This is a genomic window from Caldithrix sp. (assembly GCF_056497305.1).
This window is the reverse complement of sequence record NZ_JBSMDE010000078.1, coordinates 1-18,980: the sequence shown is the minus strand read 5'-3', so window position 1 is coordinate 18,980 and position 18,980 is coordinate 1. Positions and strand designations below refer to the sequence as shown.

Annotated in this window: 11 protein-coding genes; 5 read left to right on the top strand and 6 right to left on the bottom strand. The window is 44.1% G+C overall.

Annotated elements, in window-relative coordinates; translation table 11 throughout:
- The first annotated feature begins 126 nt into the window (after nucleotides 1–126).
- Nucleotides 127–1,419: a KamA family radical SAM protein gene (locus ACWB0I_RS06730; RefSeq protein ID WP_479387283.1), complete on the top strand. Its 1,293-nt coding sequence runs from the start codon at nucleotides 127–129 to the stop codon at nucleotides 1,417–1,419.
- Nucleotides 1,420–1,568: 149 nt separating this feature from the next.
- The gene (gene aroF / locus ACWB0I_RS06725) at nucleotides 1,569–3,257 is read left to right on the top strand and encodes a 3-deoxy-7-phosphoheptulonate synthase (protein ID WP_479387282.1); all 1,689 of its coding nucleotides are present in this window, start codon (nucleotides 1,569–1,571) and stop codon (nucleotides 3,255–3,257) included.
- A 485-nt stretch (nucleotides 3,258–3,742) separates the two neighbouring features.
- Here aroF and ACWB0I_RS06720 read toward each other — a convergent pair whose 3' ends face one another.
- A complete protein-coding gene (locus ACWB0I_RS06720; RefSeq protein WP_479387281.1) occupies nucleotides 3,743–5,125 on the bottom strand; it encodes a sigma-54-dependent transcriptional regulator in 1,383 nt (460 codons plus the stop codon).
- Between the two features lie 13 nt (nucleotides 5,126–5,138).
- On the bottom strand, nucleotides 5,139–6,320 hold the full coding sequence (locus ACWB0I_RS06715; RefSeq protein WP_479387280.1) for a hypothetical protein: 1,182 nt from the start codon (nucleotides 6,318–6,320) through the stop codon (nucleotides 5,139–5,141).
- A gap of 233 nt (nucleotides 6,321–6,553) precedes the next feature.
- On the opposite strand from ACWB0I_RS06715, the gene ACWB0I_RS06710 reads away from it, so the two are divergent.
- Entirely contained in the window at nucleotides 6,554–8,056 is a 1,503-nt protein-coding gene (locus ACWB0I_RS06710; protein WP_479387279.1) for a cytochrome c3 family protein, read from the top strand.
- Nucleotides 8,057–8,506: 450 nt separating this feature from the next.
- Here the strand turns inward: ACWB0I_RS06710 and ACWB0I_RS06705 are convergent, their stop codons facing one another.
- Entirely contained in the window at nucleotides 8,507–8,932 is a 426-nt protein-coding gene (locus ACWB0I_RS06705) for a response regulator (RefSeq protein WP_479387278.1), read from the bottom strand.
- A 960-nt stretch (nucleotides 8,933–9,892) separates the two neighbouring features.
- Between ACWB0I_RS06705 and ACWB0I_RS06700 the strand changes: the two genes are divergently transcribed.
- Nucleotides 9,893–11,062 (top strand): response regulator, encoded by a 1,170-nt coding sequence (locus ACWB0I_RS06700; RefSeq protein WP_479387277.1) that lies wholly within the window; start codon nucleotides 9,893–9,895, stop codon nucleotides 11,060–11,062.
- A 38-nt stretch (nucleotides 11,063–11,100) separates the two neighbouring features.
- Here ACWB0I_RS06700 and ACWB0I_RS06695 read toward each other — a convergent pair whose 3' ends face one another.
- From ACWB0I_RS06695 to ACWB0I_RS06685, 3 genes are all read right to left on the bottom strand, one after another.
- On the bottom strand, nucleotides 11,101–12,711 hold the full coding sequence (locus tag ACWB0I_RS06695) for a DUF2249 domain-containing protein (protein WP_479387276.1): 1,611 nt from the start codon (nucleotides 12,709–12,711) through the stop codon (nucleotides 11,101–11,103).
- Nucleotides 12,712–12,810: 99 nt separating this feature from the next.
- The gene (locus ACWB0I_RS06690; RefSeq protein ID WP_479387275.1) at nucleotides 12,811–15,024 is read right to left on the bottom strand and encodes a nitric-oxide reductase large subunit; all 2,214 of its coding nucleotides are present in this window, start codon (nucleotides 15,022–15,024) and stop codon (nucleotides 12,811–12,813) included.
- Between the two features lie 175 nt (nucleotides 15,025–15,199).
- The gene (locus ACWB0I_RS06685; RefSeq protein WP_479387274.1) at nucleotides 15,200–15,676 is read right to left on the bottom strand and encodes a hemerythrin domain-containing protein; all 477 of its coding nucleotides are present in this window, start codon (nucleotides 15,674–15,676) and stop codon (nucleotides 15,200–15,202) included.
- Between the two features lie 190 nt (nucleotides 15,677–15,866).
- On the opposite strand from ACWB0I_RS06685, the gene ACWB0I_RS06680 reads away from it, so the two are divergent.
- Nucleotides 15,867–18,491 carry a M14 family metallopeptidase gene (locus ACWB0I_RS06680; protein ID WP_479387273.1) on the top strand — a complete coding sequence of 875 codons (2,625 nt, stop codon included), beginning with the start codon at nucleotides 15,867–15,869 and terminating at the stop codon, nucleotides 18,489–18,491.
- Nucleotides 18,492–18,980 lie beyond the last annotated feature (489 nt).

Sequence of the window (18,980 nt, the reverse complement as noted above, 5' to 3'; positions counted from 1 at the left end):
GCTCGAAATTGGGGCCTTAAATTTAAAATCTTTTTTGTGATCCCAACCGGATTCACAATCCCACAATACCAGGGCCCGTTACCTTTACTAAATTATTAACTTTTAATTTTGAAAGGAGGAACCCTCATGTTCTTTTCGATTTCGAAATTTTTAAATTCTGAATACGCCCGCCGCCTTTCCTCCCGTGAACTGGATGAATTACGATTACTGACCAAGGTCTTCCCCTTCAAGGTCAGTCGATATGTCTTAGATGAATTAATTGATTGGGCAAACAGGGAAGAAGATCCTATCTACCGCTTGACCTTTCCTCAAAAGGAGATGCTTTTACCGAAACATTGGGAAATGCTGCGGGCTGCCAGAACATTTACGGAAGAAAAGATGGCCGTACAGACCATCCGCGAAAAGTTGAATCCGCATCCGGATGGTCAGGTTCATAACATCCCCCGAATTGGTGATCGTTTACTTGGTGGATTACAGCACAAATATAAAGAGACGGTTCTGGTCTTTCCTGCCCAGGGACAAAGCTGCCACGCCTATTGTACTTACTGTTTTCGCTGGGCCCAGTTTGTGAATTCGGGAGAACATAAATTTAAAACCAAAGAGCAGCGCGATCTGTTTGACTATCTTGCTTTGCATAAAGAAGTTACTGATGTTCTGTTCACCGGTGGGGATCCTATGTGGATGTCAAACAGCACATTGTTCAGATATTTTGATGTATTGCTGGAACCGGAATTGGAACACGTGCAGAGTGTCCGAATTGGCACCAAAGCTCTGGCCTACTATCCGCAAAGGTTCTTAGGCAGCGAAGGCGATGAGTTATTAAGCTATTTTGAAAGAATGATCGGCCAGGGCAAAAATATTGCCTTAATGGCCCACTTTAGCCACTGGAAGGAGTTGCAGACAGAAAAGGTTCAAAATGCCGTACGTCGGCTTTTAAAGGCAGGCGTCCAGATCAGAACACAGGCGCCCTTAATTCGCGGTATTAACGATTCTGCGGAGGTCTGGCGTGATATGTGGAAAAAACAGGTGCAGATGGGCATGATTCCCTATTACATGTTTATTGAACGAGACACTGGCGCTCAGCACTATTTTTCCGTACCAATTGCCGGAGCTTATCAGCTGTTTACCGAAGCCTATTCTGAAGTTTCCGGATTGGCCAAAACGGTACGCGGTCCATCCATGTCTGCCTGGCCAGGGAAAATTCTGGTTGATGGTATTGTGGGGCAGGGCGAAACCAAACGCTTTGTTTTGAAATTTATTCAAAGTCGCAATCCGCAACTAATTAATAAACCCTTTTACGCCAAATTTGACGATCAGGCCATCTGGCTCGATGATTTAGAACTGGAGCCGGCCATGGAAGAAGCCATTGCTGAGATGAAAGCTGAGTTTGAAGAAAAGGAAATATCAGGCGTGGCTTAATAATTTTCCAAAAAATTAATATTTTTTACAAAACCCCGTTGGCAAAACGGGGTTTTTTTGTTATCTTCTTTGCTAAAAGTAAGTCGTTCTACAAAGCGTAAAAATTGGCGTTTTGCTGAACCATTCAAAAATGTAGCATCGGAGGTGTTTTGGAGAATACCAGCATTAAAATTGGTTATCAGGGAGAGAAGGGGGCCTATAGCGACCGGGCTCTGGACGTCCTTTACGAAGGGCAGGAAATAGAGAAGGTACCCTTTCGTACTTCGTACGAAGTGGTTGATGCGCTTAAAAAAAATAAAATAGATTATGGGTTGCTGCCCATTGAGAATTCGATTGTGGGCAATATCATCCATACCTATGATCTATTACTGGAAAATAAGCTGACCATTGTGCGCGAAATTGTAATTCCCATCCATCATGCCCTGATTGCCCATCCTCAGGCTACGCTGAAAAGCATCAAAAAAATCTATTCTCATCCGGCTGCCATTTCGCAATGCGAGGTCTTCTTGCGCAAATTCAGTAATTGTGATGTGCTACCCACTTACGACACTGCAGGTAGCGTAAAAATGATTGCGGAAAAAAAACTGCTCCATACGGCAGCCATTGCCAGTTCAGATGCTGCAAAAATATACGGCCTGAAGGTGTTACAGGATAACATTGAAGATTACCCGCACAATCAAACGCGGTTTGTACTGCTCTCTGCAGAGCCCATTCAGATGGAACAGGAGCAGTACATGCCCTGCAAAACGACGATCGTTTTCGATACTCTGGATCAGCCGGGCATGCTGTACCGCTGTCTGGGCGTTTTTGAGAAGTACAAGGTTAATATGACACAACTCTCTTCGCGACCTCATAAAACGGAACCCTGGAAATATCACTTTTTTGTGGATATTGATGGCCATTCCAATGATGAACATATTACGCTGGCCCTGGAAGAAATTCGCGATTTAACCGGATTCCTCTATGTGTGTGGCTCCTATCCCAAATTTGAAGCCAGTGAACTCGAACCCCGTAAGCGCAAAGCCGGCAAAAAGAAAGTCTCCGGACCGCTTTACAGTCGAGAGTACAAATCCGAACCAACGATAATTCAGGTTGGGGAACATGCGATCGGCGAAGGAAATTTCATCTTGATTGCCGGACCGTGTAGTGTGGAGGGACGGCATCAGATGATTGAAACGGCAAAGATAGTCCATGAACACGGTGCGCACCTTTTACGGGGAGGCGCCTTTAAACCGCGAACCAGCCCCTACAGTTTTCAAGGATTGGGTGAAGAAGGGCTCAAATTGCTCAAGGAAGCCAGTGAAATGTTTGGCATGCCCACGGTCAGCGAAGTCCTTTCGGTAGAGACTGTTGAGTTAATGGCCAGGTATGTGGATGTATTGCAAATTGGTGCGCGCAACATGCAAAATTTTGTGCTTTTGCGCGAAGTAGGAAAGTTGAACAAACCAGTCTTGTTAAAACGGGGCATGATGGCCACCATCAAGGAATTTTTATTCTCTGCAGAATATATCCTGGCTCAGGGCAATCCAAACGTAATTCTGTGCGAACGGGGCATCCGCACCTTTGAAACGGCGACCAGAAATACCCTGGACATCAGCGCCATTCCCCTTTTAAAGGAGCTAACCCATCTACCGGTGATTGTCGATCCCAGCCATGCCAGTGGCGTTAGCAAACTGGTGAAGCCGCTCTCACTGGCAGCAGCCGCGGCCGGGGCCGACGGTTTGATGGTCGAGGTTCACTTTAATCCTTCTACGGCTTTGAGCGACGGGCCTCAGGCTCTGGATGAACGACAATTTAAACATCTGGTTAACAGCCTGAAGCCCTATTTGAAAAAATGAGACTTACTGCTTTCAGTGTACAAAAATCTTAATGCTATGATTAGAGAGGTAATGTGTCGAAGATTAGGTTTTATTTTTTACTTGCTAAGTAATGGCCTCTACCCCCGATAAATTGACAATCGAAATGACACGTTGTGATTGTCATTTCAACCGATACGCGGAGAGAAAGCGACGTGTAGAGTGGAGAGATCTTTATCAGGTGTAAGGGCGAAGCATTTTAATAAAGGTGGTTTCAATTAGCGCAATCTCCTTGTGTACGAGTTAAAATTACTCTTGTGTTAACTTTACCAAAAATGCTTCACCCCTATCAAAATCTCGAGCTGAAGCTCGAATTACGCTGTGCTTATGTGTGGTTTAATGGAGACAGGACAGGCGGGCATGGACCTTTACCTCTCAGGCCAACTCGACGTTTCAATAAAGAATTCGTAATTGGATTAAGGAGCTTTTGCTGCCCTGGCTTTCTTTAAAAAAAGGCCGAATACCATTTAACTATTGCGCATGGTGTTAATGATATTTAAGCGCTGCATGCGTGAACGCAGATGTCGCTCCGAAATGCCCAACAATTTGGCCGCCCGACTCTGGTTTCCGTGCTTTAATTTTAATGCATGTTCGATCATCGTCCGTTCAAAAGCAGCCATCTTTTCTTCGTAAGGATGGGAAAAGTCCAATGGATTTAGGATGGAACGTTCGTGCTGCAGTTCCAGGCCTGGCGGTAAGTCATCCGTTGTGATCATTTCATCTCTGGCAAGAACCACCGCACGCTCAATGATGTTTTCCAGTTCCCGCACATTACCTGGAAAATGATAGCGCATCAGGTATTCCTGCGCCTCTTTGGAAATGCCTGTGATATTTTTCTGATTTTCGCGGGCGTACTTGTCGATAAAATGGCGAATTAAAACCGGAATGTCGCTCTTCCGTTCGCGCAGTGGGGGGATGTGAATGGTTACCACATTGAGACGGTAATACAAATCCTCTCTAAATTCACCTTTCTGAATAAGTTCCTCCAGATTGCGGTTGGTAGCCGCAATGACGCGCACATCGACTTTGATGGTTTTGTTGTCGCCTACGCGCTCGAATTCTCCAAATTGGAGAGCGCGCAACAACTTGACCTGAGTTTGCAGCGGCAAATCACCCACTTCATCAATGAAGAGGGTTCCGCCATCGGCCAGTTCAAAGCGTCCCAGACGTTGATGGATTGCCCCGGTAAAAGCGCCCTTTTCGTGGCCAAATAATTCGCTTTCTAAAAGGTTGGGGGAGAGGGCAGCGCAATTAACAATCACCAGAGGCTTGTCAGCGCGCTGGCTGGCAAAATGAATGGCCCGGGCAATCAATTCCTTACCAGTTCCGCTTTCCCCTCTGATTAAAACGGTGGCTTTGCTTTTGGCCACTCTTCCGGCAGTGTTTAACACATCTTCCATGGCGCCGCTTTGTGAGATAATGGTGTCAAAACGGTAGCGCTCTTTTAATTGTTCCCGTAAAATCTTGTTTTCAGAAATAAGATATTGCCGTTCCCGGGCTTTTTTGATCAAGACTTCCAGGGCATCCAGATCGATGGGTTTGGAGAGATAGTCGAAGGCGCCTTCCTTCATTACCTGTACTGCTTCTTCAATTTGACTGTAAGCGGTAATGACCACAACCGTAATTTCCGGATTGATCTCTCTGGTCTTCCGCACTACTTCCAGCCCGGAGATGTCGGGCATGCGATAATCGGTGAGCACTAAATCGATGGGCGTATTTTGCAGAATCTTTAAACCCTCTAAGCCGGAATTGGCTGTAAAAACCTGGTAATTTCTACGTTTCAGGAAGGTTTTAAGCGAAGTCAACTGTGCGGGTTCATCATCGATCAGCAAAATAGTAAAATCTGCCATGGCTATGTCCTCTTTAATAAACGATTTGTAAATTCAATCCGCCAATCAGATTCTGATATTCATACCAATAGCTGTTGGATTGGTTGCGGATGTAATAAAGTTCAGCCTCCATATTTAAGGTTAGGTTTTCCTTAATTTGAAGAACTTTGCTCAGGTTCAAAGTTAAATCCAATTTTTTATCTCGCCGTGCAGGGCCCAAAGGTGATGCCTCGATGGCCGTTAAATAGGCTTGTTCTTTTAAATACTGTTTTTGATTCATTCGTGTGTTCAGTTTTACCTGCCAATTTTGGGCGAAAATCCAGGTGATTTGAGACATCCATTCATTGCTCAAATAGCTCAAAGGATCGTCAAAGAGTTCGTCATCGGCCAGATAGGTCCCATAGTTTTGAAACGTTCCACTGGAAGAAAGATCAAAACTTTTTAGATACTGAATAAACAAGCCCAGCCCTGGAAAAACATTTTGAGCCAATCTAACAGACAGTGTGAGCTGATTAAAGGTCGTCGGATTACCTTTTACAGTGATTTGACGTGTAATGATTCGCGGAGGCCGATGATTATGGCCCCACCATCTTCCGCTAGTATTGCCAACCGTGTCCCGAACAACGATAATATTGTTCTGACTTTGATAAGTTCGGGAGGCAAAACCCACATTGGCGATCACCGAGGTACGCGTTTTAAAAGCGGTATTGTAGCGCCAGTTCAAATGGTGCGTGACATTGGAAAGAGCGCTGAAATGGTTGAAATGTTTTAGCTGATAGTGATAGGCTATTTGATTTAAAACCGATTGGCCCTCGTACTGCAAAGCGAATTTTAACTGATAATCCTGATAATCATAAAGATCGTATTGGCTTCGGTTAAAACGACCCAGCAGGTTTAATGCACTGTAAAACTGCCAGGATTGATCCTGTTTCAGAAAGGGAAAATATTCAAACCGCACAGAGCCAAGCCAGAAATTTTGATCAGGATGTTCAAAATATCGATCATATTCGGAGTAAAATCCAAAACTGAGTGGCCAGTTCGCGCTCTCATAGGTCAAATCAACATTTAGTGATGAAATAGCATCCTCTGTTTTTTGCGGTGAACGATAGAGATTGTCTGTGTAATAGAGTGAAAATTGCGAGACATAAGAAAGTTGAGCCAGGCTCTGATTAGAGATGACCAATAATGAAATAAAAAACAGACTAAATTTTTTCATTTTTTCCGTTCCGTTCAACCTTTCCAATTAGACGATTTGAGGAACACAAAATACATGCCAAATGGTAGAAATCCAAAAAAATGATGAAAAATTCGACCAGATGGTCTATTGTTCGTTTGAAAGGGCGAATAATTTGAGAAAATTTTATTTGAGAGTTTGCTTTATTTTTTTTAAACTAAGTAATAATAATCTATTAAAAAGTAATGCAGTTTACCTTTAGTAGAGAGGGAAACGTGAAATTAGAAGTTCCACAATCGGCCAAGAACTGGCTGTCGTTGATCGGCGCAATGATAGCCTTTACTTCCTTCTTTTTAATTGTATTTCTCTTTTTTATCTCTTCGATAACAGGTAGCGGGGGTACGTATTTAGGACTGATAACCTTCATTTTGCTTCCAGGGCTACTAATTTTAGGGTTAATTCTTATTCCTATTGGCATGTTCATCACGCATAAAAAGAAAGTCAAGCGTGAAAAGGCCTGGCCGGTTATCGATTTGAATGAAAGGGCTCATAGAAACGCATTAATGATCTTTATTTGGGGAACGGCCATTTTTATTCTTTTGTCCGGTATTGGCAGTTATGAGGCATTTACCTTAACAGAATCCGTTGAGTTTTGTGGTAAACTTTGCCATCAGGTAATGGAGCCCGAGTACACGGCCTATCAGCATTCTCCCCATGCCCGCGTGGCCTGTGTAGAATGTCATGTGGGAGAAGGCGCAGACTGGTATGTGCGTTCCAAGTTATCGGGATTGTATCAGGTGTATTCCGTGACGTTCAATCTTTATCCGCGACCTATTCCTACCCCTATCCACAATCTGCGTCCGGCCCGTGAAACCTGTGAAAGGTGCCATTGGCCACAAAAATTTTATGAGTACAAACTACGAACGGAATACCATTATTTGCCAGACGAAGAGAATACCAGATGGAAAATTGTTTTAACCATGCGCATTGGCGCGGAACATTCTGCCCTGGGACTTAGAGAGGGAATCCACTGGCACATTAATCCCAATGTTAGAGTGGAATACATCGCCATTGACAGTGCGCGCCAGGTTATTCCCTGGGTCAGGTACAGAAATTTAACCACTGGCAAAACCGTGGTGTTTCAGGACCCCGAAAATGAGATCGATCAGGGGCATTTAGATCAATACGAAATCAGAACCATGGATTGCATGGATTGCCATAATCGCCCTTCTCACCAGTACAATCCGCCCGCTCTCTTTATTAACGATGCTTTAGCGGCTGGCGATATTCCTGTCACTCTTCCGGAAATAAAGGCGCAGGCCGTTGATGTTTGCGACCAGGCCAAGGACTTACCGAATATGCAAACCGCATTTGCTTACATCGACAGTTCCATTAAAGCCTATTACGCAGAGAATTATCCGGAATTGTATGAAACCGATTCCAGTTTGGTTTTAAAGGCTGTAAATGGCATTCAAAAATATTTTTCACGGAATATCTTCCCGGAAATGAAAGTAAACTGGTCAGCCTATCCTAATAACATTGGTCATCTGGAATTTGATGGGTGTTTTCGCTGCCATAACGACCGCCATGTAAGCGCTGAAGGGAACGTAATTTCTAAAGACTGTCAACAATGTCATTTGATCAATGCACAGGGTACAGAGCAGGATTTTGAAGTAGCCACTCTTGGGAAATCATTACAATTCAGGCATCCCGAAGATATTGGCGAAGACTGGAAAGAATTACTTTGTACAGAGTGTCATACAGGTTTGGCCCCTTAGAATATTTCCATCAGAAGATGTAATGCAATAGCGTGCGAAAATTTTTGTGTTGTGTGAGGAAGTAAAACTGTTGAATTGTTGAATGGCCCATCCTTCGGCCGGATAAACCTGTCCGGTGGCCAGACCTGTCAAGCTGCGCCAGCCAGACGGGCCTGTCCCCGAGGATCGGGATTTGGAATGACGCTCGGCACGAAGCCTCACTGATTGTCATTTCGTCCTTATAAAAGTCGCGAACTGAAGCACGAGTTACGTTGCGCCTGCGAATTGGAGGGATTCTTCTCCCGCTGAAGCGGGATCAGAATGACATGCCGGCAAAGGCCTTCACCGCCGGAGAACAACTTGTCCCTATGCAAAATAATTCGTAATTCGTAATTTTTATTTAAATTTACTTATTTGCGCCTTTTACGGTTTTTTAAAGGTTGCGTCTCTGCTGCCTTAGGTCTTGGCCAATTAACCCGGCTGGTTTTTAGTTTCGACGCTCTTTTCCGTAAATCCGAGCTTTTTTAATTCTTTAACGATTTTTTCCTTACTGAATGGTTTGACAATATATCCATTGCAGCCCAGTTTAATGGCTCTTAATACGACGTCGGAATCATTAGTTGAACTGACCATGACAACCTTTGCCCGGTTTTTCAAAGGAATGCGGTTTAGTTTTTCTCCAGCCCTGATATTTTTCAAAACTTCAAGGCCATTAATCTCTGGTAGATTGATGTCAAGACAAATTAAGTCGTAATATTTTTTTGTATGAATAGATTCCTGAAATCTGGAAAAAGCTTCCCTTCCATTCTGTGCTATGGTAATTTCACCATAAGGTTCAAGTAAGCGGCTCAGTAGTTTTTGCATTAATTGGACATCTTCCGCTATCAGAATGCGCATATTTTTTCCCTAAAATCTATTTTAACATTTCATTTTTATTGGTCGGCTGTTACAGCAAAAGATTAATACAAAATCGCTGAAAAACTAAATCTTTTCCAGAAATACATTTTCCATTACGAATTTGAAACGCCAAGTTGTGTCCAAAAAGTTGACCACAAGTCATTTAGAATCCCGCTTCAAATGTAACTCGTGCTTTAACTCGAGATTTTGGTTAGGCGAAGCATTTTTCATAAAGTTAACACAAAAGTAATTTTAACTCGTACACAAAAAAGTTGTCTTAATTGAATGGAAAATAACTTTATGAAAATGCTTCGCCCTTATTTCTGATAAAGATTTCTCCATTCTGTCCTGACGTAGTTGGAACATCGGCTGAAATGACAAGCAGTGTGGGCTTTAGAGTATTTTCTTCAAAAGATCCATCCCGCTATGTCGGAATGCGAAAATTTTTGTGTTGTGTGAGGAAGTAAAACCGTTGAATTGTTGAATGGCCTGTCCGGCTGGCCAGACGGGCCTGTCAGGCTGATGCTGCCAGACGGGCCTGTCAGGCTGGTGCTGCCAGACAGGCCTGTCCCCGAAAACAGGATTTCCGCTGCGCTCCAACCGGCTGGAGCTGCCAGACAATTAAGAAAATTTCCCACACCTGCCTTCCCCCTCTCTCCAGATTTTTGTTCTGGGAGAGGGGGATCGAGGGGGGGGGAGGGCTAATTTGTGAAATGACTTTTGCTGTTGGAGGAGTATAGTTGAGAGTTTATGAGTTTAAGAGTTAAAGGGTTCTGAGGCACCGGCCTGTCATTTTATAAAGAAGTTTTTTGGTGGCGGCTTTGCTGTCTTAATCCCATATTGATTGTTCTTTCCAAGGAAGCCCAAAATAATAGTGAATTGCAGTGTTTAAAACGAGATTAAAAAAAACTCAATAATGGGCGGCTGTTTCCGATAATTAAAAGCAGTTCATTAAAATGCATGAAAGATATGGTAGAGAAGTACAAAATTTTAGCGGTCGATGACAATCCGATCAATCTAAAACTGCTTTCCAGCGCTTTAATCAATTCGGATTATGAAATTTACACGGCTTCTTCCGGTAAAGAAGCCCTGGAATTAACGCACTCTGTGTTACCAGACCTGATTTTGCTGGATGTTATGATGCCGGACATGGATGGCTATGAGGTGTGTAAAAAACTGCAGGAAGATGAACAAACGCGGTTCATCCCGGTCATTTTCCTTTCGGCCCGAAACGAGGTTGGAGATAAGGCAAAAGGTCTGGCTTTGGGGGCGGTGGACTATCTGACCAAACCTTTTAATCCGCTGGAAATCAGCGCCCGGGTCAGGACACATTTAAGTTCGCGCAAAGCCATTATTAGTTTAAAACGTAAAAATCAGCAATTGCAGGAGGAAATCGAAAAACTTAAGTCCAGAGTTTCACCGCTGGAAGAAAATCTCACCACCTATCTGCAGAAAATTGATGGGCAATTCTGGCACTTAAAAGAATCTATCTATGAATTTTTCTCGCTGGTCAGGAGCGCTATCCAGCCCATTACGCGAAATGCTGTGCCAGTTTTTAGTTCAAAAGATAGGTTGGCAGTACTGCATTTTAATGGTTTTAATAAAGATTATCCGACTCTAATTGTTAAACAGTTGATCTCAAAATTTTTAGAAGGCTTTTTTCTGTCATCTTCTTTTGAGCATTCTTTAGATGAACCTACATTAAGTCGTTTATTTTTGAAATTGCTTGAGAAATTTTCTCCGGATATCTATCAGGCGCACTTTACCTTTGCCATCTCGGTTCTTAATCTTGCTGAAAGCCAGCTCTTTTTTTACGGATTACATCAACGCGCACCGCTGGTCATTTTGGACAATGGCTCAAGCAAGCCTCTTACCGGCCAATTAATTGAGATAGAATCTGAACTAAAGAACTTCATTACTGCCATCCAGGCTCCTGTGGAAAGCGGACAGTGGATCGCCTGGTACCAGAACAGTTCCAAACCAGCAGAGATCAATCAGGTGCAGGAGATATTTCTACCGGTTCTGGAAAAAAGCGGATTTGACTTTCAACAATTCGTTTTACTTTTAGATCAACAAATTAAGCCGGGCAAAAAAGATGTAAGCTTTGCACTGCTAAAAATTAAAGAGTGAAAAGCCTTCCTTTTTCCGTAGTAACTTAATGTAAAATTTTACAGGTCAAAATACGCATCCTCTACAAACAATTCATCTGCTTTTTGCATTATTTTGTCTGCTCCGTTTTGCCCCAGAATCTGCAAATAATCTTTGATCTCTTCTTTTACCCGAATAGCTGGAAGGTTTTCGAAGTGAACCCTTTGTAGAAAGAGCTGAACCTCGGACAGCGTCCGGCCCATGGCTTGATACGACATTTGAGCCGCAGAGTCAGGGTTTTGCACAACCCATTGAACAGAAAGCTCCAGTTCCTTTAAAAATAATTGAACCAATTGGGGATGTGTCCTTAAAAACGCGCCTTTAAACACCAGTCCGGCGTTGGGCAGGCCGTGTCCCCGACCCTTTAATTGTTTCCACAATTGCGAATAAGAAAATGAAACAGTGATTTCCGGGGATGCTTGCAGGGCATAGCTGACTTCGGGTTCACGGATAAGAGCGGTGTCGATCTCACCTTCAATTAATTTCTGGGCGATCTCTTCTGGCCTACCAAAAGGTTGACCAAAAACGAAATTGTATAGGGCCGGATTTTCTCCAAACTGACGCATTAAATAGTTGGTTACCTGAGCCGGAGGCGCCTTGCGAAACAGAGGCATGTAGATGGCCTTGTCTTTTAAATCTGAAAATGTTTGCGCTTTAAAACCTCGGGTAACCAGATAAAAGTTATCCCATACATTGACCGTGGCTAACTTTACGTCGTTCTCTTTGCCCAGCAAATTGGCAGAAGCGATGATGGCTGAGAAAGAGATATCGGCTTTACCGTTTACGATCCAGCCCAGATGCTTTTCTGTTTCGCGCCAAACTTTCACTTCCTGTACGTCAAAATGTTTTTTGATTTGTTTGGATTGTAAGAGGCGTAAAAGCAGGGGGTAAACAACCGGTGTCGCAGATTGGATTACAACGGGAATGCGCTGCGTCTTGTTTATCATGGGAACCGAAGGTTGCTCCGGCGCCGAACCTTCCAGGCTCTCTGGTTGATGCTTCCTGGTAAAATAGACGTGAAATTCGTGGTCGCTGACCTGGAAGGTAAAATGCTCCAGCCCCTGATTTTCAAGCACACCATAAAGGGGCACTGGTTCAAAACTCTGAATGATCTTTAAACCCATCTCCTGGGGTAACGTTTGAACCTGGCGTAAAATGGCTTGCAAAGCCGTGTTCTGCGCCTGACGTACATCTATGGTTTTAAAATGCATGTAGAGCAGATCAGGAGAGAGTTGATGCCTCATGGCCAGCGTTTCGATTTCTTTTTTGCGGACAAAATAAACCACAAATAAGTCGTTGCTAATTTTTTTGGTACTATGCACAAAGCCCATTTTGCTCAATAAGGCGTAAAGAGGGAGCGGTTCAAAACGTTGTTTGATAATCAATACCTTGTTTTTAGTCAGGGCCTTAGCGCTGGCCATTATGGTCGGTAAAAAGAAGCCTGTCAAGCGACGGGCATCAATCTCATGCCGGGGGAATGGACGAATCAATTCCATGAATAAATCATGATCTCCGATGCCGGTTGTTTCTGTTTTTTCAGAAGACTGGATTAACTTTTCCAGCCCCTTTATCCGTTTACCTTTGGAACTGAAGCTCGCTGCAGCCTGTTGCCAATTTAGCAGAACATTCATAATTAACTCCTTGTTAAGCAAATTTAACAATAATTAATATAATAAAATAAAAGGCTTAAAAAAAGGGTGGGGGAACGATTCCCCCAGCCTTTTTGCTGGTCAGGACACCTTTTTGTTAAAGTAAATTTTTTGAATCAGATCGATTAACACCAGGGCACCGCCCAGGATCATCATCAAATCAGGGATCAAGCGTAACCACATCCAGGGTTTGAGCGGCTCAACCGCCTCACGCAGGCGAGTGTAATAATAACCCAGGTTTTGTGCGATTTCTGCCTGATGAAATCCGATGATCAATGTGGGGATAGAGAAAAGGATAACCCCAATGGTTAAGAGCCAGAATCCCCATTTACTGAGCTTATCTCTCCATTCCAGATGGTTGGCCAGAGCATTGGTTCTGGCAGTCATGTAAATAAAGGCAATGGAAAGGTAACCAAATGCGCCTAATAAAGCCACATGACCGTGTGGCATAATCAGATAGGTTCCATGTGCGTAGTAATCGATGGTCGGTGTATTAATAACCATGCCAAAGAACCCGGCGCCCAGCCAGTTTAAAAAGGCCGAACCGGCCAGCCACATAAAGACTGTATTAAAGGCAAAGCCGACTTCGGAATGTTGCAATTCTTTTTGTTGCTTCCAGGCTTCGATCATCAGCAGGCCTAAAGGCAAAGGTTCCAGTGCCGAAAAGATACCCCCGATGGCAATCCAGTATTGATCCAGCCCCTGCCACCAGTAATGGTGACCGACGCCCAGGGTGCCGCTCATGGCAATCAGGAGCATTTCGAAAAACATGGTGCGCACGGCCATTTTGTGCGAAACCAATCCGAGACTCACTGTAAAGAAGGCCAGAACACCGGCTGCAAACAATTCAAAGGTCATCTCTACCCAAAGATGAATGACCCACCAGCGGTAATAATCATCGACCGTAAAGTTGGGCATGATTTTGTGCAAAGGCATCATACCAGCGATGTACAGCGTGGCAATGGCAAAGGCCGACCAGATGATGGTGCTCACCAGAGGGTTGCTGGTGGCCGCTTTCTTAATCAACGAGATGATTAGCAAGAACCAGAAAACCAATCCGACTACCAGGCCAATATCCCAGACTCTACCCAGGTTTATCAGTTCTCGCCCTTCATTACCGAACCAGAACCAGAGATCGCGCATCTGGCCGGTGGCTCCCATGTAAAGGCCAACAATACCGCCCACAGCCACGACGACCAGTGCGATCCACAGCACATCTACCAGCCAGGGGAATTTGTGATCCTTGTTAGCCACCCAGGGCGCGATGAGTAAGCCGCCAACCAACCAGCCCACAGCTACCCACAAAATAGCCAGCTGGGTATGAATCGAACGCAACACATTGAATGGCAGAATATGTTGCGAAATAATAAAATCTTTGCCTGGTTCTGTGTACAAATGGGCCAGATAACCGCCAATAATCAACTGAACAAGAAAGAGTCCGGCAACAATGGGAACGTATTTGAGCAGCTTTTTTTGTGAAGGGAAAATGCTGGTAATTTTGAGAGGTTCGCCTAACTCCCCTTCTTCTTTTTTGAACAGATACTCATAACTTAAAAAGATGACCAGAATGGTTAAGGCCCAGAGCAACAGGAATTCCCACAAAGAATAGAAATTGTTCACCCAGGTGTTGCCCTGGTCAACCAGTGGTTCAGGTGGCCAGTTATTCGACCAGGTGCGATCCGTGCCGGGTCTTAAAGAGGAAGCCACCAGCTGCGACCAGTCGACAAAAGCAGCGATCTTGCGCGCTTCTTCGGGTTTAATGACACCTCCGGGGAAGGCCCGTTGTTTGTCGCCATTCACCAGCAGATTGACCAGGTACTGCACATTTTTTTTATAGGCCTCTGTCGATGCGCTGCTGTAAACAACCGTTTCACTGTTTAAGGTGGTCTCTTTATGAAAATCCTGCTTAACCCGTTCTTTGACGGCACCGCGCTCAATGTCCGTTAAATCTTTGGCCGCTTTACCGTACATTTGATAAGCGTAATAATCGTACAGATGTTCGGCGCGTTTATGCAGAAAATCGGTGGAAAAATCAGGCCCCATGTAAGCGCCCATGCCCAGTAAGGTGCCCCAGTCCATTAGATCAAATTGCTGAAAATAACCCTTGCCTTCAACGACATCCTGGTAAGTGTACAAAACTTCCCCGGAATCGGATGCAACGACTTTAGGGATGGGAGGCACTTCTTTTTGTAAAGTGGCAGTGTAGTAAATGAGGGCCGTGACCATGATGATGGCCAGAAACCAGAAAGAGACATACAATCCCTTACGACTCATAAAGCGATCAAGTAGTGACATAAATCCTCCTGTGTTAGTAGATTAAGTAAACATGAAATAGAACTCTTAAAAATTGTTTTTACCTGCCTGCTCTGAGTTTTCAATGCACTAAAGTATTGTAATTCCTGTACAGCTCCTTTTGGAAACTTTGTAAAATGGTGGTACTGTTTAACTCCAAATGCCATTGGAATCATCTCTAATCCTTCCAGAATTCTTCGGGCCAGCCTTTGTCAATAGGTTGATGTTCCTGATGCAAATATTCTTCGATCTTATGCAATTGCCCCCGAGATAGATGCTTTTCTGCCAGTGGAAAGAGAGTTCGCTCTTCAAAACGAATATGAGTTTCTAATAATTGAGCAAATTCCTTCAATAGAGCTTTTAAATCTCCTGTACGCTTTTCTAATTGATCGATCGTTATGGCAAACTGTTGATGCTCTTCCAGCATTTGTTGCAAAGCCGGTTGGGTTTCAGGAAGCGCTTTTAAGGGCTCGACCAGACTCTCTTCTTCCTGTTTAAAGTGGTGGCGCAAATGTTTTTTGTAAATCGAAAGGCAATATTCAAGGATTGTGTTTAGTTCAGCATTTTTCATGAGTCCCTTTTTAATACGCAAGGCAACAACCAGCGCATCATGGTGTTCAAAAGAGAGCGTTTCTAACGCGTTATGACGTTTCATTTTACACCTCGTTTTAAGATTACTCCTAAAATACTACCAAAAGGTAGTATTTAAATATTGAGGTTAGATGTAACTTTTTTTTAAGAGGGACATTTTTTTGAAAAAAAATTGCCCTTAAAAAGAAAATACCTTAAATAAGTATTTTTAATAACTGAAATTAGCATTAGGAAAAGCTGAGCAAGGAGGAGCTATGAGCGTTTTACAAAAATGGAATGGTCTGGTAACTGTAGTTGTGGTGCTGTTTTTTCAAATTGCCAACCTGCTATCGCAGCCCGCATCCATTCCCGATCCGGACGCCTTTTTTGGCTTTCATCCCGGGGCCGATCGTCAGTTGTTCGACTACGAACAGTTGATTCAATATCTGAAAAGGGTCGATGCCCATTCGGATCGGGTTAAAATGGTTGAAGTGGGGCGTACACCTTTTAATAAACCAATCATGGTTGTCTTTATTTCCGCTCCTGACAATCTGGCCCACCTGGGCGCTTTAAAAAAGATCAATCAACAGCTGGCCTTGAACTGGAAGTTACAGGAAACGGAGCAGCAGCAATTAATCGAACAGGGAAGAGTATTTGTGTTGGGTACGCTTTCCATGCATTCCGGAGAAGTGGGGCCTTCTCAATCTGCGCCATTAATCGTTTATCGGTTTGCCACAACAAAGGATCCTCAGGATTTGAAAATTTTAAAAGAGGTGGTTTACATGATGGTGCCCAGTCAGAATCCGGATGGGATGGATATGGTTGTGCACCATTACTGGCGTTTTAAAGGCACAAAATACGAAGGTTCTTCCTTGCCTGGTGTTTACCACAAATATGTGGGGCATGATAACAATCGTGATTATGTTATTCTATCTCAAAAGGACACCAGGGCTATTGCGCGCCTGTACAATAAAACCTGGTTGCCGCAGGTTGTGGTAGAAAAACACCAGATGGGGGCCAGCGGGCCGCGCTATTTTGTGCCGCCCATGCACGATCCCATTGCAGAAAATGTGGATGCTGCGATCTGGAACTGGAGCTGGATTTTTGGCTCCAACATGGTAAAGGACATGACCGCAGCCGGACTGGCCGGAGTGACGCAACACTATCTGTTTGATGATTACTGGCCAGGTTCTACAGAAACCAGCGATTGGAAAAACTGCATCAGCCTGCTAACCGAATGCGCCAGCTGTCAATATGCTACTCCGGTTTATGTGGAACCGACCGAATTGAGCGTTTATGGCAAAGGCCTTTCGGAATACAAGAAGAGCATTAACATGAGTCTGCCCTGGGAAGGCGGATGGTGGCGCCTGAGTGATATTGTGCGCTACGAAATAGAATCAACGCGATCCATTTTAAAAACCGCCGCGCTGCATCGCGCCGAAATTCTTAAAATGCGCAATACGCTTTGTAAAAAAGAGGTACAGCGGGGCAGAAGCGAAGCGCCGTACTATTTTCTCTTTCCCCAAAAGCAACACGACCTTTCTGAACTGGTGGGATTGGTACGTTTGTTACACGAACACAATATTCAGGTTTTTCAGTTAAAAAGAGATGTGGAATTTGGAGACGTTCGGGGCCGTGCAGGCGATATCATCGTGCCTTTGAGCCAACCGTTCAGACCGTTCATTAAAGAAGTACTGGAAGTGCAAGTCTATCCCTTGCGCCATTACACTCCGGAAGGCCAGATTATTAAACCCTACGACATTACCAGTTGGTCCCTGCCCTTACATCGCGGGCTGAAATACACGCCCATCGATCGCTTTGTTCAACTGGATGAACACTCCCTGAGTTTACTGGACTCCTCTTTCTCATTCTTTGCCCCAAAGGCGGAATCCTTTAAGTACGCTGTATTTAATGTGAACAATAACGAAAGTTTTAAAGCCGCCTTTTGGGCGCTAAAAAAGGGACATCGCGTATGGCGATTGAAACAACGCCTGACAGTGGCTGGCCATTCTATTCCGACAGGCAGTTTTGTGCTGACGGCCGGGGCCGAACAGAGCATTGCAGATATGCTAACCGTTTCTCCATTTTTTACTAAAGAAAAGATCGATCCCGGCATGCTGTCAGAAATAACATTACCGCGCATCGCTTTGATGGAGACCTATTTTCACGACATGGATGCGGGCTGGACGCGTTTCATTTTTGACCAGTATGGCATTCCCTTTAAGGTTATTCATCCCAATCAAGTGGAAAAAACTCAATTTATCGGGAAATATGATGTGCTGATTTTTCCGGATGCCAGTAAGGATATTTTGTTGGAGGGTAAGTACAAGTCAGGTAAAACCTATTACATGAGCAGCCTGCCACCTCAATATGCAAAAGGTATGGGCAAAAAGGGTTTTCAAAAAATTCTGAAATTTCTAAACAGTGGCGGCAAGATCATTTCCTGGGGACGCTCGACCGATCTCTTTATGGGATTGTTGACCATCGAGAAGAGCAAGAAAGAAAAGGAATCGTTTCAATTGCCCATTCGCAATATCAGCGACCAATTGCAAAAAAAGGGATTGTACGTTCCCGGATCGCTGTTGCGCATGAACGTATTGCCGGATCATCCGTTAACCTATGGGTTGCCTCCTGAAATTGGCGTTTTTTCCCGTGGACGCCCGGTTTTTAAAACCAGCATTCCCCGTTTTGATATAGATCGGCGTGTGATTGCCTATTTCCCGGAAAGGGATATATTACTCAGCGGATATGCGGAAAAAGCAGAACTTCTGGACAAAAAGGCCGCTGCCTTGTGGATTAAAAAGAACAAGGGGCAGTTAGTTCTGATGAGCTTTCAACCTCAGTTTCGGGCGTCAACCCAGGCCAGTTTTAAATTGTTGTTTAATGCATTATTGTTTTAAGAAGGCATTCAGTTAAAGAGCCACTGATTTGGCCGGTGAAAAGAGTGATTCGTTGGTTGAATTGTTGAATGGGGAATGGTCAGAAGCGACGTGCAGAGTGGGGAAATCATGGTCTGGCGTAAGGGGGAAGCACTTTCTTAAGGCAGCTAAACCGCAACCAAAAGACATTTACACAGGAATTTAAGTAACCACATAGCGCACAGATAAGCATTTTTAAATTAAAAATTACGAATGACGAATTACGAATTAATTTGCGAAGGGGCAACTTATGCCCAGGCGGTGAGGAACCGTGCCGACATGTCATTCTGAGAATCCCTTACATTGGCAGACCATTCGAAAGAGCAATGTAACTCGTGCTTCAATCCGCGACTTTGTGAGGGCGAAGCATTTATGGCGAGCTTTTGTTTTAAAACCCATCCCCCGCCCCCCTTCCCTTTAAAAAAAGGGAAGGGGAAGTTTAAATCTTTGCTTTGTAAAATTTGATTTCTA

Coding starts and splice junctions, on each gene's coding strand:
- ACWB0I_RS06730 (WP_479387283.1), top strand. CDS start 127: ATGTTCTTTTCGATTTCGAAATTTTTAAATTCTGAATACGCCCGCCGC.
- ACWB0I_RS06720 (WP_479387281.1), bottom strand. CDS start 5,125: ATGGCAGATTTTACTATTTTGCTGATCGATGATGAACCCGCACAGTTG.
- ACWB0I_RS06715 (WP_479387280.1), bottom strand. CDS start 6,320: ATGAAAAAATTTAGTCTGTTTTTTATTTCATTATTGGTCATCTCTAAT.
- ACWB0I_RS06705 (WP_479387278.1), bottom strand. CDS start 8,932: ATGCGCATTCTGATAGCGGAAGATGTCCAATTAATGCAAAAACTACTG.
- ACWB0I_RS06700 (WP_479387277.1), top strand. CDS start 9,893: ATGAAAGATATGGTAGAGAAGTACAAAATTTTAGCGGTCGATGACAAT.
- ACWB0I_RS06695 (WP_479387276.1), bottom strand. CDS start 12,711: ATGAATGTTCTGCTAAATTGGCAACAGGCTGCAGCGAGCTTCAGTTCC.
- ACWB0I_RS06690 (WP_479387275.1), bottom strand. CDS start 15,024: ATGTCACTACTTGATCGCTTTATGAGTCGTAAGGGATTGTATGTCTCT.
- ACWB0I_RS06685 (WP_479387274.1), bottom strand. CDS start 15,676: ATGAAACGTCATAACGCGTTAGAAACGCTCTCTTTTGAACACCATGAT.
- ACWB0I_RS06680 (WP_479387273.1), top strand. CDS start 15,867: ATGAGCGTTTTACAAAAATGGAATGGTCTGGTAACTGTAGTTGTGGTG.